This is a genomic window from Streptomyces sp. CB02980, assembly GCF_014451325.2.
In the GTDB taxonomy this organism is placed as follows: domain Bacteria; phylum Actinomycetota; class Actinomycetes; order Streptomycetales; family Streptomycetaceae; genus Streptomyces.
In genome coordinates this window covers 231,098-245,351 of sequence record NZ_JACSCH020000010.1, presented here as the reverse complement: position 1 = coordinate 245,351, position 14,254 = coordinate 231,098, and the positions used below count along the sequence as shown (strand labels likewise).

The following is a 14,254-nucleotide window of genomic DNA, read 5'->3' as shown; positions in this document are numbered from 1 at the left end:
CCGACCGCCGTGAACCGCCGAGATCAACAACGTGTCTCATCCCTTCCTACCTGCGAAAATCCCGCTCAGCCACATGCCTGCTCATTGCACCAGGAGGTATCTGTGAGGATGCTCATCAACGTCCCCGAGACCGTCGTCGCCGACGCGCTGCGCGGGATGGCCGCCGCTCACCCGGAACTCACCGTCGACGTGGAGCGGCGGGTCGTGGTGCGGCGGGACGCGCCCGTGGCCGGGAAGGTCGCGCTGGTGTCCGGCGGCGGTTCCGGGCACGAGCCGTTGCACGGGGGGTTCGTGGGGCCCGGGATGCTGGCGGCCGCCTGTCCCGGGGAGGTGTTCACCTCCCCGGTGCCCGATCAGATCGTGCGGGCCGCGGCCGCCGTCGACAGCGGCGCCGGCGTGTTGTTCGTCGTCAAGAACTACACCGGTGACGTGCTGAACTTCGAGATGGCGGCGGAGCTCGCCGAGGACGAGGGCATCCAGGTCGCCAGGGTCCTGGTCGACGACGACGTCGCCGTCATGGACAGTCTCTACACGGCCGGCCGGCGCGGGACCGGCGGCACGCTCTTCGTGGAGAAGATCGCGGGCGCCGCCGCCGAGGAGGGCGCACCCCTGGAGCGCGTGGAGTCGATCGCCCGCCGGGTCAACGAGCGCTGCCGTTCCTTCGGCGTCGCCCTGAGCGCGTGCACGACGCCCGCCAAGGGCAGCCCCACCTTCGACCTCCCCGAGGGCGAGCTGGAGTTGGGCATCGGCATCCACGGCGAACCGGGCCGCGAGCGGCGTCCGATGATGACCTCCCGCGAGATCGCGGACTTCGCCGTCGACGCCGTCGTCGAGGACCTCGGCCCCTCCGGGCCCGTCATCGCCCTGGTGAACGGGATGGGCGCCACCCCGCTCCTCGAGCTGTACGGGTTCAACGCCGAGGTGCAGCGCGTCCTGGGCGAGCGGGGTGTGCCGGTGGCCCGGACCCTCGTCGGGAACTATGTGACCTCGCTCGACATGGCCGGCTGCTCGGTGACCCTGTGCGAGGTGGACGAGGAGCTCCTGCGCCTCTGGGACGCGCCCGTGGAGACGCCCGCGCTGCGCTGGGGCCGGTGAGACGAGCGAGGGAAGAGGGGACCGACATGACGCAGACCTTCGACGCCGAGTTCCTCGTGCGCTGGCTGGCCGCCGTGGCCGAGGCCGTCGACCGCGAGGCCGACCGGCTCACCGAGCTCGACTCGGCCATCGGCGACGCCGACCACGGCGCCAACCTCAGGCGCGGCTTCGCCGCCGTGACCGGGACCCTGGCCAAGGACCCGCCCGCGACGCCGGGCGCGGTGCTCACCGCCGCCGGGCGGCAGCTGATCTCCACCGTGGGCGGCGCTTCGGGGCCGCTGTACGGCACGCTGCTTCGCCGTACCGGCAAGACGCTCGGCGACGACGAGCGCGTCACCCGCGAGCAGTTGGCGGAGGCGCTCGGCTCCGGCGTGGCCGCCGTGTCCCAGCTGGGCGGAGCGCAGGTGGGTGACAAGACGATGCTCGACGCGCTCGTGCCGGCCGTGGAGGGGCTGCGGGACTCGTTCGGCGCGGCCCGCGCGGCGGCCGAGGAGGGTGCCCTCGCGACCGTACCCCTGCGGGCGCGCAAGGGCAGGGCCAGCTATCTGGGCGAGCGGTCGGTGGGGCACCAGGATCCGGGGGCCACGTCCTCGGCGCTGCTGTTCGCCGCGCTCGACCAGATCGCCCGGACGGAGACCTCGTCGGGCACCGAGGAGGCGTCATGAGCACCGGGAGCGGGACCGGCTCGGGCGCGGTCGACCCCGGCGCGGCCGGTTCCGGTTCCAATTTCGGTTCCGGGTCCGGGTCCGGGTTCGGTTCCGTCGGCATCGTGCTCGTCTCGCACAGCGCCGCCGTCGCGACCGCCGTGGCCGAGCTGGCCCGGGGGCTCGCCGGTGGCGGTGACCTCGCCCCGATCCTCCCGGCCGGCGGCACCCCCGACGGTGGTCTCGGGACGAGTTCCGAGCTGATCTCCGAGGCGGCGAAGGCCGTCGACCGGGGCGCCGGTGTGGCGATCCTCGTCGATCTGGGGAGCGCGGTGCTCACCGTGAAGGCCCTCCTCGCCGAGGGCGACGACCTGCCCGCGGGCTCCCGGCTCGTGGACGCGCCGTTCGTCGAGGGCTCGGTCGCCGCCCTGGTCACGGCGAGCGCGGGCGGGGACCTCGACGCCGTGGCGGCGGCCGCGTCGGAGGCGTACGCCTACCGCAAGGAGTGAGGTCGCGGGAAGACGGTGATCCAGCCTCAAGCGGCTGAGTCTCAGGCGCTGTTTGGCCGGAACTCAGCCGCTGAGGCGGCACGGGTGCGACCTACCCTGGGAGATCGCAACCGCGATCCGGCTGCGCGGCGGGCCTCTCCGGGAGCCGGCTATCACCCGTGTTCCACCTGGCCCGGCCAGGTGATGGAGGAGGGGCAATGTTCGGCGGTCTGTCCGCTGTACTGATTCTCGCGCTCGTCTGGTTCCTGATCGCCCTGGTGCCCCTGCGCACCCCGTCCGCCCGCAAGGCATGGGCGAGGGGCGTACTCGGTGTGTCGCTCCTTCTGGTGGTGGGCGCGGCCCTGTTCGGCGCCAACGCGGAGGTGTCGGCCGGCTACGACGGCCCGGACCCCATGCTGCTCGCGGCGCTCGCGGCGGCGGTCGTCGTGGCGCCGGGTGCCATCGCGGCCCTCGTGCGCAGCGGCAGGAACGGCTAGGCGGCGGAAATCCGGGAGATCCACGGCGCCGCCCACGGGACCCGGCAAGCACCCACATTGTGATGTACCTGGTCAACGCACTAATGTCGCAGGGCCTTGGTGTACGGGAAACCGGTGCGGTACCGGTGCGGCCCTCGCCACTGTGATCGGGAGGTCCGGCTCCACCCCCGCGGGGAACACCCACGGGGAAGCCACTGGACCACGTCGGGAGACCGTCGTGGTGTGGGAAGGCGGAGTCGGGCGGAATGACCGTCAGCCAGGAGACCGGCCAGGGTGCGTTGTCCATCCACGAGGTGCTGGAGAGGGTCTCCCAACCATGCATATAGCCGAGGGGTATCTGCCCCCTGTGCACGCGGCCGCCTGGGGCGTCGCGTCCGCGCCGTTCGTCGTCCACGGGGTCCGCGCGCTGACCCGCGAGGTGCGGTCGAATCCTGAGTCCACCCTGTTGCTCGGCGCCGCCGGCGCCTTCACGTTCGTCCTGTCGGCACTCAAGTTGCCCTCAGTCACCGGCAGCTGCTCGCATCCGACCGGCACGGGCCTGGGCGCCATCCTGTTCCGGCCGCCGATCATGGCGGTCCTGGGGACGATCACCCTGCTCTTCCAGGCCCTGCTGCTCGCCCACGGCGGGCTCACCACGCTGGGCGCGAACGTCTTCTCGATGGCGATCGTCGGACCCTGGGCCGGATACGGGGCCTACGTCCTGCTGCGCCGGTTCGGCGCTCCGCTGATGGTGGCCGTCTTCTTCGGCGCGTTCGTCGCCGACCTGTCCACGTACTGCGTGACCAGCGTCCAGCTGGCGCTCGCCTTCCCCGACCCGGGCAGCGGCATCCCCGGCGCACTCGCCAAGTTCGGCGGGATCTTCGCCGTCACGCAGATTCCGCTCGCGGTCAGCGAGGGCCTGCTCACCGTGCTCGTGATGCGCCTGCTCACCCAGTCCAGCAAGGGCGACCTGATCCGGCTCGGCGTCCTCGCCGGACGCACGTCGGAGCGACGCGAGGAGGCGACCGCGCGATGAACCGGAACACGAAGATCAACGCCCTGCTGCTGCTCGTCGTCGCGGCGCTCGCGGTGCTGCCGCTCGCGCTGGGACTCGGGGACCACAAGGAGGAGCCCTTCACGGGGGCCGACGCGGAGGCCGAGACCGCGATCACGGAACTCCAGCCGGACTACGAGCCGTGGTTCAGCCCGCTCTACGAACCGCCGTCGGGGGAGATCGAGTCGGCGCTGTTCGCCCTTCAGGCCGCCCTCGGCGCCGGTGTCCTGGCGTACTACTTCGGTCTGCGGCGCGGCCGCCGACAGGGGGCGGCGCGGGCCGAGGAGGCCGGGGCGGCCGATACCGATACCGATGCCGATGCCGCGAACGCGACCGCGGACAACGAGGGCGGCTCCGGCGGCGGGTCCGCCGGCGGGCCGGGCGCGTAGCCGTCGATGCTGCCGATCGACGCGGCTGCGCACAGCAGTCGCTGGCGCCGCCGCCATCCCGCAGAGAAGGCGCTTCTCGGCTTCGGTCTCACCCTCTGCGCGGTCGGTCTGCCGCCGTGGCCGGGCGCGGTCCTCGTCGCGGCGGCCACGCTCACGGTGCTGCTCGGTCCGGCCGGTGTGCCGGGCCGGGCCCTGTGGCGGGCGTTCCGCATCCCGCTCGGGTTCTGTGTCACGGGCGCGATTCCGCTGCTCTTCGAGGTCGGCGGCGCACGGGGGCTCGTGGCCCTCGCGCCGGACGGTCCGACGCACGCGGGCGAGTTGCTGCTGCGGACCGCTTCGGCCTCGCTCGGGGTGCTGCTCTTCGCGTTCACGACGCCGGTGTCCGACGTCCTGCCCCGGCTGGTACGGGCGGGGGTGCCGGCGCCGGTGGTGGACGTGGCGCTGGTGATGTACCGGATCATCTTCCTGCTGCTCGACGCGATGTCCAAGATCCGGCAGGCGCAGGCGGCCCGGCTCGGACACACCACGCGGGCCGCGACCTGGCGTTCTCTCGCGGGCCTCGGTGCGACCACGTTCGTACGGGCCTTCGACCGGGCGCAGCGCCTCCAGTCGGGGCTCGCCGGGCGCGGGTACGACGGGACGCTGCGGGTCCTGGTGCCCGCGGGTGCGCTCTCCCGCCCGTTCCTCGCCGCGACGGGCGTGCTGCTCGCCGGACTCGTCGCCCTCACCCTCGTACTGGAAAGGCTCCTTCCGTGACGTCTCCGACCCCTGTCGTGGAACTGGTGCAAGCCGGCTTCGCCTACGAGGACGGACCCCCGGTCCTGTCCGGCGTGGACTTCGCCGTCGCGGAGGGGAGGGCGGTCGCGCTGCTCGGGCGCAACGGCAGCGGCAAGACGACGCTGCTGCGCCTGCTCAGCGGGGGACTGCGCTGCGTGAGCGGGTCGCTGCGCCTGGACGGTACGGAGGTGGCGTACGACCGGAAGGGGCTGACCCGGCTGCGGACGACCGTGCAGCTGGTGGTGCAGGATCCCGACGACCAGCTGTTCGCCGCGTCGGTGGGGCAGGACGTGTCGTTCGGTCCGATGAACCTGGGACTGCCCGAGGAGGAGGTGCATCGACGGGTCGGCGAGGCCCTGGAGGCGCTGGACATCACGGCGCTCGCCGACCGGCCGACGCATCTGCTGTCGTACGGGCAGCGCAAGCGGGCGGCGATCGCGGGCGCCGTGGCGATGCGGCCCCGGGTCCTGATCATGGACGAGCCGACGGCCGGTCTCGATCCGCACGGGCAGGAGCGGCTGCTCGACGCGCTCCAGCGGCTGCGGGAGGCCGGCACGACGGTGCTGATGGCCACGCACGACGTGGATCTGGCGTTGCGCTGGGCGGACGAGGCGGCGGTGCTCGCCCCGTCGGGACTGCGGACCGGCCCCGTCGCGGAGCTCCTCGCGGACGACGCACTGCTCGACGAGGCCCGGCTGCGCCGCCCCTGGGGTACGGCGGTGGCCCGGCTGCTCCGCACCCACGGCCTGCTCGCGGCGGGGGCGGCCGAGCCGCGGACCCCGGAGGAGCTGGACGCGTGGCTCGGGGCGGCGGCTCCCCTGCGTACCGAGTAGCTCGGAGCAGCGGCGACTCCCCTGCGTACCGCAGTGGCTCGGAGCGGCGTCCCCGCCGAGTGGCGCGGCGGCCGCCACCCCCCTGCGCCCCGATGGGTTACCGAGTAGTAGACATCACGTCCCGAATCTTCTGCAACTAGTTGCACAAAGCGAGGGGGTCCCCTAGAACTGAAGGCGACGATCCTGCGCAAGGAGGCGCCCGCATGACCCCGTACCCGCACCTGCTGAGCCCGCTCGACCTCGGGTTCACCACCCTGCCCAACCGGGTGATCATGGGGTCGATGCACGTCGGCCTCGAGGAGGCCGAGCACGGCTTCGAGCGCATGGCCGCCTTCTACGCCGAGCGGGCCCGCGGTGGCGTGGGCCTCATCGTCACCGGTGGCATCGCGCCCAACGACGCCGGCCGTCCCTGGGACGGCGGCGCCAAGCTCACCACCGCCGACGAGGTCGCCGAACACCGGCTGATCACCGACGCCGTGCACGCCGAAGGCGGCCGGATCGCGATGCAGATCCTGCACTTCGGCCGGTACGCGTACCACCCCGCGCTCGTCGCGCCCAGCGCCCTCAAGGCCCCCATCAGCCCCTTCGTACCGAACGAGCTGACGGACGCCGAGGTCGAGCAGACCGTCGAGGACTACGCCCGCTGCGCCGAGCTCGCCAAGGAGGCCGGGTACGACGGCGTCGAGGTGATGGGCTCCGAGGGCTACCTCATCAACGAGTTCATCGCCGCCGCGACCAACCAGCGCACCGACCGCTGGGGCGGCTCCTACGAGAACCGCGTCCGCTTCCCGCTGGAGATCGTCCGCCGGATCCGCGAGCGCGTCGGCACGGACTTCATCCTCGTCTACCGCCTCTCCATGCTGGACCTCGTGCCCGGCGGCTCCACCCTGGAGGAGGTCGTCCGGCTCGCCAAGGAGATCGAGGCCGCCGGCGCCACCATCATCAACACCGGTATCGGCTGGCACGAGGCGCGCATCCCCACCATCGCCACCTCCGTGCCGCGCGGCGCCTACACCTGGGTGACGAAGAAGCTGATGGGCGCGGTCTCCGTGCCGCTCGTCACCAGCAACCGCATCAACACCCCCGAGGTCGCCGAGGAGATCCTCGCCGACGGCCGCGCCGACCTGGTCTCGCTGGCCCGCCCCTTCCTCGCCGACCCGGAGTTCGTCGCCAAGGCCACGGCCGACCGCGCCGACACGATCAACACCTGCATCGGCTGCAACCAGGCCTGCCTGGACCACACCTTCAACCTGAAGACCTCCTCCTGCCTGGTCAACCCGCGCGCGTGCCACGAGACCGAGCTGGTCCTCTCCCCCACCCGCCGCGCCAAGCGGATCGCCGTCGTCGGCGCGGGCCCGGCCGGCCTCTCCTGCGCGGTGTCGGCGGCCGAGCGCGGCCACTCCGTGACGCTGTTCGACGCGGCCGCCGAGATCGGCGGTCAGCTGAACATCGCCAAGAAGGTGCCCGGCAAGGAGGAGTTCGACGAGACGCTGCGCTACTTCCGCGTCCAGCTCGCCGAGCGCGGGGTCGACGTGCGCCTCGACACCCGGGTCTCGGCCGGTGACCTGGACGAGTTCGACGAGGTCGTCGTCGCCACCGGTGTCTCCCCCCGCACCCCCGGCATCGCGGGCGTGGACCACCCGAGCGTCCTCAGCTACCTGGACGTGCTGCGGGACGGCGCGCCCGTCGGCGAGCGGGTCGCGATCATCGGCGCCGGCGGCATCGGCTTCGACGTCGCGGAGTTCCTGACGGACGGCGGGGAGGGCGCGAGCCAGGACCCCGAGACGTACTTCCGCCAGTGGGGTGTCGACACGTCGTACGAGAACCGGGGCGGGCTGCGCGCCCCCGAGCGCGGCGCGCCGCCGCGCCAGGTGCACCTGCTCCAGCGCAAGGAGTCCAAGGTCGGCGCCGGCCTCGGCAAGACCACGGGGTGGATCCACCGCACCGAGCTCAAGCACCGGGGCGTCGCGATGGTCGCGGGCGTCTCGTACGACCGGATCGACGACGAGGGCCTGCACGTCACGATCGGCGGCGAGCAGCAGCTCCTGCCCGTCGACACCGTCGTGCTCTGCGCGGGCCAGGAGCCGCGCCGCGAGCTGTACGCGGAGCTGGTCGCGGCGGGCCGCGTGGCGCACCTGATCGGCGGCGCCGACGTGGCCGCCGAGCTGGACGCCAAGCGCGCCATCGACCAGGGCACCCGCCTCGCGGCCACCCTGTGATCACCGTGGCCGGCCACTCCTAGGATGCGTTCATGTCCCTCCCGCACGCGATCCTCACCGCGCTGCTCGAGAAGCCGTCCTCCGGCCTCGAACTGACGCGCCGCTTCGACAAGTCGATCGGCTACTTCTGGTCGGCCACGCACCAGCAGATCTACCGCGAGCTGGGCAGGCTGGAGCAGGCGGGGCACATCCGTGCCCTGCCCGCCCCGGTGCCGGTACGGGGACAGCGCAAGGAGTACGAGGTGCTGCCCGCGGGCCGCGAGGAGCTCGGCACCTGGGTGGCGAGGTCCGAGGACCCGAAGCCCATGCGGGCCGCCCTGCTGCTCCGGATGCGGGCGGCCGCGGTGGTGGGGGCGTCGGGCCTGCGCGCCGAGCTCACCCGCCATCTCGCGCTGCACCAGGAGCAGTTGGACGAGTACCTCGCGATCGAGACCCGCGACTTCCCGAGCGAACGCCGCCACTCGGAGCCCGACCGGCTGCGCCATCTCGTCCTGCGGGGCGGGATCGAGATGGAGCGCTTCTGGGTGGAGTGGCTGACGGGGGCGCTGGCGGAGCTCGGGACGGAGTGACGTCCCGGGCGTGCCCTCTCCGGACCCGCGCGGGCCACTGTGCCCAGGGGTGTCCTGCCGATCAGGCCGGGCTCGCGACGCCTGGCGCCGCGCGGGGGACTCCGTGGGCCGGCGCCGTCGGGGACCTCCCGGCGGGCTACCTGAACCCCGTGGGCCCGTACGCCCGTTCGCCTGCCAGGTGGCCGATCCTCGCGACCTCGGGGCGACGCGGTCCGTGGTGGTGTGGATACTGGGAGGTTCGAGTTCCACGACACGAAAGGGCGGGTATGGCCGACGACTTGGGGCATCGCGCGACACGTCACGCGGTGGTCATCGGGGGAAGTCTCGCTGGGCTGCTTGCCGCCCGGGTGCTGGCCGAGCACGCGGAGCGGGTGACGGTCGTCGAGCGCGACCGGCTGCCCGAGGGCCCGGAGGCGCGGGCGGGCGTCCCGCAGGGCAGGCACCTGCACGTCCTGATCGCGGGTGGGCAGCGCGCGCTCGACGAACTGCTCCCGGGATTCACGGACGAGTTGACCGCGCTCGGGGCGCCCACGGTGGGCGCCCCCGCCGACATGATCCAGTGGCAGAACGGCAAGTGGTTCCGCCGCACCACCGCCACCACCCACCACTACACCGGCCCGCGTCCCCAGCTGGAATGGCTGGTGCGGCAGCGGGTCCTCGCCGATCCGCGCATCGAGCTGATCGAGGGCACCGAGACCGTGGGCCTGACCGGCGACTCCTCGCGGGTCAGGGGCGTACGGCTGCGTGAGCGGGGTGCGGGGGCCGACAAGGAGCCCCGCACCCTGGCCGCCGATCTGGTGGTGGACGCCTCCGGGCGCTCCACGAAGGCCGCCGACTGGCTGGCGGGGATCGGCGCGGAGGCCCCGCACGAGGAGACCCTGGACACGGGGCTCGCGTACGGCACCCGGGTGTACCGCGCCGCCCCGGCCGAGGACTCGGACACCGACGCGACGGGCTACTACATCGTGCCCAACCCCGCCCAGGTGTACGGCGGCGTCGTGCTGCCCCTCGGCGACGGGCACCACCTGGTGACCCTCTCGGGGTTGCGCGGCGACGAACCGCCCACCGAGGAGGGCGCGTTCGAGGAGTACGCGAAGCGGCTTCCGCATCCGGTGATCAGCGACTGGCTGACGCGGGCCGAGCCGGTCTCTCCGGTGTACGGCTTCCGGAAGACCGCCAACATCCGGCGCCGGTACGACCGTCCGGGCCGCCGCCCGGCCGGCTTCCTCGCGATCGGCGACGCGCTCTGCGCGTTCAATCCCATCTACGGGCAGGGCATGGCGGTGGCCGCGCTCAGCGCGGTCGCGCTGCGCAAGGCGCTCGCCGAGCCGAAGCGCACCCCGACCACGCGTACCGTGCAGCGGGCGCTGCTCGACGCCTCCCGGCAGGCCTGGGACATCTCGGCGGGCGCCGACAAGAAGATGCCGGGCGCGACCGGTGACGCGGCCCGGCCGGGCCCGATGGACCGGGTCGTCGGCTGGTACCTGGGCCGGGTGGTGGAGCGGTCCGCGGGCAATCCGGCCGTGGGGGCGTCGTTCCGTGCGACGATCACCCTGACCGCCCCGCTGACGAGCCTCTTCGCCCCCTCGGTGGCGCGGGCCGTGCTCTTCGGACCGCCCGGCGAGACGCCGTCGGGGCCGCCCCTGCGCCGCGACGCGTAGGGAGTGTCTCCCGGGGCCGGGCCGCGGCCGTGGGGCCCGGCCCGGCCACCGGAGGGTGGCGGGGCCGCTTCGGCACGCCCCTCCTCAGGCCCCGGGCGCCGCCACCACCACGCCCGCGGCGATGGCCCCGCCGAGTGCCGCGTAGTCGTCGGCGTTCTGGCCCGCGTAGGCGAGCGCGAAGTCGGCGACGGCGCGGTCGAAGACGTCCGAGCCGCCGAGGTACGCCGCGATCGCGATCCGGTCGCCGGAGCGGGCGTGGGCGCGGGCCAGGGCGCGCCCGCAGAGCCTCGCGTAGTCCCGCAGCATGGTGGCGGACATGGTCTCCACCTCGGCGGAGCCCTTCATGTCGCGCAGCTGGCGCCAGTAGAAGTGGCGCTTCTCGGGTCCGGTCATCCAGCCGAGGAAGATGTCGCTGGCGGCCTGGGTGAGGCGCTGTCCGTAGACGACGCGGCGCCCCTGGTGGGCGTAGGCGCTCGGCTCCAGGTACGGCTCGAGGACCGAGCCGACGGCCTCCTTGATCTGGAGGATGAGCGGGTCGCCGTCGTCCCGGCCTTCGAGGAGGAGGACGAAGCAGCGGGTGCCGACGCTGCCGACCCCGACGACCTTGCGGGCGGCTTCGAGGAAGCGGTAGCGGTCGAGGAGCACCCGCCGTTCCTCGGAGAGCGAGCTGCGGTAGTCGTGGTAGATCTTGCCGAGGGTGACCCGGTCGATGTCCGTGGTCCGTTCGAGCAGCGGCGGGTCGTCGACGAAGTGCCGCTTCCCGGTCGCGTCGGTCTCGGTGAGCTTGGCGAGCGCGTGGAGGCTGGTGCGCCGGCGGGCGCGGGCGAGCCTGTTCTCGAATCGGGCGCGTTCGTCGCGGCGCACCAGGGGGACGAGGTCGTCGGCGGCGATCCGCTCGTACCAGACGGTGAGCTCCCCGAGGTCGGCGAGCCGGCGCATGGTGGTCCGGTACGACTCCACGGCGACGAGGGCCGCGCGGCGGGCCTTGGCCCTGCTGCTGCCGTTCTGGAGGGCGGCGACGGTGATGCTGGCGGCGAGCCTCTTCACGTCCCATTCGAAGGGTCCCGGAAGCGTCTCGTCGAAGTCGTTCACATCGAAGAGGAGCGTCCGTTCGGGTGAGGCGTAGACCCCGAAGTTGAGGAGGTGGGCGTCGCCGCAGAGCTGGACGGTGAGTCCGGTGTGGCGCTGGGCGGCGAGGTCGGCGGCCATGACGGCGGCGGCGCCGCGGAGGAAGGCGAAGGGGGAGGCCGCCATCCGGCCGTACCGGAGGGGAACGAGGTCGGGCAGCCGGTCCTCGGCCTGGCGTTCGAGCACGCCGATGGGGTCGGGGCGCTGGGAGCTGGGTATCCAGCGGCCGTGGGAGGAGCGTGGGACGTGCTTGCGGGCCGCCCTGCCCCGTTCGGCACGCTCTGACGGTGTCGTCATCCGGCCTCACCCGCCTCGTCCGCGGTCACGGTCTCGTCCCCGTCACCTGCTACCTCATTACATGGTGACTCGCTCGTTTCGGCCACTCTGCCGGACAGCCCTGGCAAAATGGTTTAGACCAATGATAGGAATTGGTCACCCGCACGACCCATGCGGTCACGCTGAGCGAAGAGAGGGTTTGATCATGGCCGAGCCCGAATCCGAGGCGGCGGCAGACGCGCCGCTCTATCTCCGGGTCGCCGCCGCGCTGCGCGAGGACCTCGCCCACCGCCGCATCTCCCCCGGCAGCAGGCTCCCTTCGGAACGATCCCTGTCCCAGCGCTACCACGTCAACCGTCAGACGGTACGCAGCGCGCTCCAACTCCTGCGGGACGAACGGCTCGTGGTGACCGACCGGCGCGGCACCTTCGCCGCCTCCGGAGCCGAGGGCGGGAGCGAGCCCGTCGCCCCAGCCCTGACGGCCCGCCGGCCGACCTTTCCGGGCGGTCCGCGCGCGGCCGAGGCGCTGGTGCGGGCCTCGCTCACCTGGGAGCCGCCGCCCACGCCGCTGACGGCGCGGCTCCTGCTCACGCCGGGCGAGCCGACGCTCGTCCACCGGCACGTGGTGCTCGGGCCGCAGGGAGCGGCGCTCCAGCGGGCGGTGTCGTGGTTCTCACGGCCCGCGCTCACCGAGATCCCGCAGCTCGCGCGCTACCGGCGGGGGCGGGACTGGCGCCAACAGCCCGATCTGCGGCTGCTCTACCACTGGATGCACCAGGCGGGGCTGCGGGTCACCCACCGGGAGTCGGTCGGTGTGCCGGGTCCGGCCACGACGACGGCCGGCGGCGCGGCCCGGCTGATCGTCCACCGGGTGGTGAGCGACCAGCACGGGCACGCCCTGGAGATCACGGACATCGACTTCTCGGCCCAGTCGGCGGCCTGGACGTACGAGTTCAGCGCCTGAGGGCGGGCCGGTTCCTGTCCGGTACGGGGACAGGAACCGGCTCGCTCGTCACAGGAGCCGGCTCTCCGGTGCCGTCGGGCTCCTGGGCTGCTCCGACTCCCCCGGCCGGTCCGACTGCTCCGGTCGATCCGGCTCTTCCGTCAGATGATGCCTTCCGAGATCTCCGCCTCCTCGCGGGCGTTGCCGTACGCCGTCGGAGTGCCGTACGAGCGCCGGGCGACGTACCACCAGACGCTGGCCAGGACGAGCACGACGGCCAGCGCGATCACGGCGTAGTTCATGGTGTCGACCGTCACCGGGGACTTCTGCGGCAGGCAGAACAGCACGGTCACGAAGGCCACCCAGACGACGGCGGTCCAGCCGATCGGCTTGCTCCAGCGGCCCAGGCTCCACGGGCCGGGCGTGAACCGGTTCCCGGCGCGCAGACGCAGATAGATCGGGATGGCGTAGGCGGGCGTGATGCCGATGACGTTGATCGCGGTGACGGCGCCGTAGGCGGTGGCGGAGTACAGCGAGGGGAGGGCGAGCACCGCGGCCACGGCCACGGCGAGCCAGACGGCCGGCACCGGGGTCTGGGTGCGGCCGCTGACCTTGCGCCAGATCGCCGAGCCCGGCAGGGCGTTGTCACGGCTGAAGGCGAAGACCATGCGGCTGGCGGCGGCCACCTCGGCGTTGCCGCAGAAGAGCTGGGCGACGATGACGACGAGGAGCAGGGCGGTGGCGCCGCCGGAACCGAGCGCGTCCAGGAAGATCTGGGCGGGCGGGACGCCCGTGGCGCTGTTCTGCGTGGCGGTGTAGTCCTGGATGGCGAAGCTCAGCCCGGCGAGCAGGGCGAATCCGGCGAGCCAGGAGACCCAGATGGCCCGCACGATGCCCTTGGATGCGGCGACGGAGGCGTTGGAGGTCTCCTCCGAGAGGTGGGCCGAGGCGTCGTAGCCGGAGAACGTGTACTGGGCCAGGAGCAGGCCGATCGCGGCGACGTAGAAGGGGTTGGCCCACCCGGTGTCGTTGACGAACTCGGTGAACACGAAGTCGACGGACTGGTGCCGGTCGGGGATGAACGCGAGGGCGCCGACGATGATCGCCACGCCCGCGAGGTGCCACCAGACGCTGATCGAGTTGAGCACGCTGACCAGGCGGACGCCGAAGAGGTTCAGGACGGCGTGGAGCAGCAGGATCGCGAGGAAGATCAGGAAGGTGGAGCCCGCGGTGGGTTCGAAGCCCCACTGGAGGTTGAGGAAGGCGCCGGTGAAGAGCGCGGCGCCGTAGTCGATGCCCGCGATGGCGCCGAGGAGACCGAGGAGGTTCAGCCAGCCGGTGTACCAGCCCCAGCGGCGCCCGCCGAGCCGGTCGGCCATGTAGTAGAGGGCGCCGGAGGTCGGGTAGGCGCTGGTGACCTCGGCGAGGGCGAGGCCCACGCACAGCACGAAGAGACCGACACCGACCCAGCCCCAGAGCATGACGGCGGGGCCGCCGGTGCCCATGCCGAAGCCGTACAGGGTCATGCATCCGGAGAGGACGGAGATCACCGAGAAGCTGATCGCGAAGTTGCCGAAGCCGCCCATGCGGCGGGCGAGGACGGGCTGGTAGCCGAGCTCTCTCAGCCGCGCCTCCTCGTCCTGGGCCGGGGGTGGCTTGCGCAGCGCGTCGGTGGGGTCGGGGGCGGTGCGGGACATGCGTT

General features: G+C 72.8%; 14 protein-coding genes and 1 riboswitch. Of the genes, 12 read left to right on the top strand and 2 right to left on the bottom strand.

The window, feature by feature from the left end:
• The first annotated feature begins 102 nt into the window (after positions 1–102).
• From dhaK to E0F75_RS22215, 11 genes are all read left to right on the top strand, one after another.
• The gene (gene dhaK / locus E0F75_RS22265; RefSeq protein WP_187624302.1) at positions 103–1,095 is read left to right on the top strand and encodes a dihydroxyacetone kinase subunit DhaK; all 993 of its coding nucleotides are present in this window, start codon (positions 103–105) and stop codon (positions 1,093–1,095) included.
• A gap of 26 nt (positions 1,096–1,121) precedes the next feature.
• Positions 1,122–1,760 (top strand): dihydroxyacetone kinase subunit DhaL, encoded by a 639-nt coding sequence (gene dhaL, locus E0F75_RS22260; protein ID WP_187624301.1) that lies wholly within the window; start codon positions 1,122–1,124, stop codon positions 1,758–1,760.
• Positions 1,757–2,248, top strand: a complete 492-nt coding sequence (locus tag E0F75_RS22255; protein ID WP_229312786.1) for a PTS-dependent dihydroxyacetone kinase phosphotransferase subunit DhaM — start codon at positions 1,757–1,759, stop codon at positions 2,246–2,248. The genes dhaL and E0F75_RS22255 overlap by 4 nt, the downstream gene beginning before the upstream one ends.
• 197 nt (positions 2,249–2,445) lie before the next feature.
• On the top strand, positions 2,446–2,724 hold the full coding sequence (locus E0F75_RS22250) for a hypothetical protein (RefSeq protein WP_187624300.1): 279 nt from the start codon (positions 2,446–2,448) through the stop codon (positions 2,722–2,724).
• A 52-nt stretch (positions 2,725–2,776) separates the two neighbouring features.
• A riboswitch (cobalamin riboswitch) is annotated at positions 2,777–3,012 on the top strand.
• Between the two features lie 28 nt (positions 3,013–3,040).
• The gene (locus E0F75_RS22245; protein WP_030319292.1) at positions 3,041–3,739 is read left to right on the top strand and encodes an energy-coupling factor ABC transporter permease; all 699 of its coding nucleotides are present in this window, start codon (positions 3,041–3,043) and stop codon (positions 3,737–3,739) included.
• Positions 3,736–4,146 (top strand): energy-coupling factor ABC transporter substrate-binding protein, encoded by a 411-nt coding sequence (locus E0F75_RS22240; RefSeq protein ID WP_187624299.1) that lies wholly within the window; start codon positions 3,736–3,738, stop codon positions 4,144–4,146. The genes E0F75_RS22245 and E0F75_RS22240 overlap by 4 nt, the downstream gene beginning before the upstream one ends.
• A 6-nt stretch (positions 4,147–4,152) precedes the next feature.
• On the top strand, positions 4,153–4,902 hold the full coding sequence (gene cbiQ / locus E0F75_RS22235; RefSeq protein WP_187624298.1) for a cobalt ECF transporter T component CbiQ: 750 nt from the start codon (positions 4,153–4,155) through the stop codon (positions 4,900–4,902).
• A complete protein-coding gene (locus E0F75_RS22230) occupies positions 4,899–5,756 on the top strand; it encodes an energy-coupling factor ABC transporter ATP-binding protein (protein ID WP_187624297.1) in 858 nt (285 codons plus the stop codon). Before cbiQ ends, E0F75_RS22230 begins: the two co-directional genes overlap by 4 nt.
• Positions 5,757–5,959: 203 nt before the next feature.
• Positions 5,960–7,975, top strand: coding sequence for an NADPH-dependent 2,4-dienoyl-CoA reductase (locus E0F75_RS22225; RefSeq protein WP_187624296.1), 2,016 nt, complete (start codon positions 5,960–5,962; stop codon positions 7,973–7,975).
• Positions 7,976–8,007: 32 nt separating this feature from the next.
• Positions 8,008–8,544, top strand: coding sequence for a PadR family transcriptional regulator (locus tag E0F75_RS22220; RefSeq protein ID WP_187624295.1), 537 nt, complete (start codon positions 8,008–8,010; stop codon positions 8,542–8,544).
• A gap of 266 nt (positions 8,545–8,810) precedes the next feature.
• Positions 8,811–10,205, top strand: a complete 1,395-nt coding sequence (locus E0F75_RS22215) for an NAD(P)/FAD-dependent oxidoreductase (protein WP_187624294.1) — start codon at positions 8,811–8,813, stop codon at positions 10,203–10,205.
• Between the two features lie 84 nt (positions 10,206–10,289).
• On the opposite strand, the gene E0F75_RS22210 is transcribed toward E0F75_RS22215, so the two are convergent.
• Positions 10,290–11,630, bottom strand: a complete 1,341-nt coding sequence (locus tag E0F75_RS22210; protein ID WP_187624293.1) for a DUF2252 domain-containing protein — start codon at positions 11,628–11,630, stop codon at positions 10,290–10,292.
• 184 nt (positions 11,631–11,814) lie between these two features.
• Between E0F75_RS22210 and E0F75_RS22205 the strand changes: the two genes are divergently transcribed.
• Complete coding sequence (locus E0F75_RS22205) at positions 11,815–12,573, top strand: GntR family transcriptional regulator (RefSeq protein WP_187624292.1); 759 nt, start codon at positions 11,815–11,817, stop codon at positions 12,571–12,573.
• 140 nt (positions 12,574–12,713) lie between these two features.
• Here E0F75_RS22205 and E0F75_RS22200 read toward each other — a convergent pair whose 3' ends face one another.
• Positions 12,714–14,249, bottom strand: a complete 1,536-nt coding sequence (locus E0F75_RS22200; protein WP_187624291.1) for an amino acid permease — start codon at positions 14,247–14,249, stop codon at positions 12,714–12,716.
• Positions 14,250–14,254 lie beyond the last annotated feature (5 nt).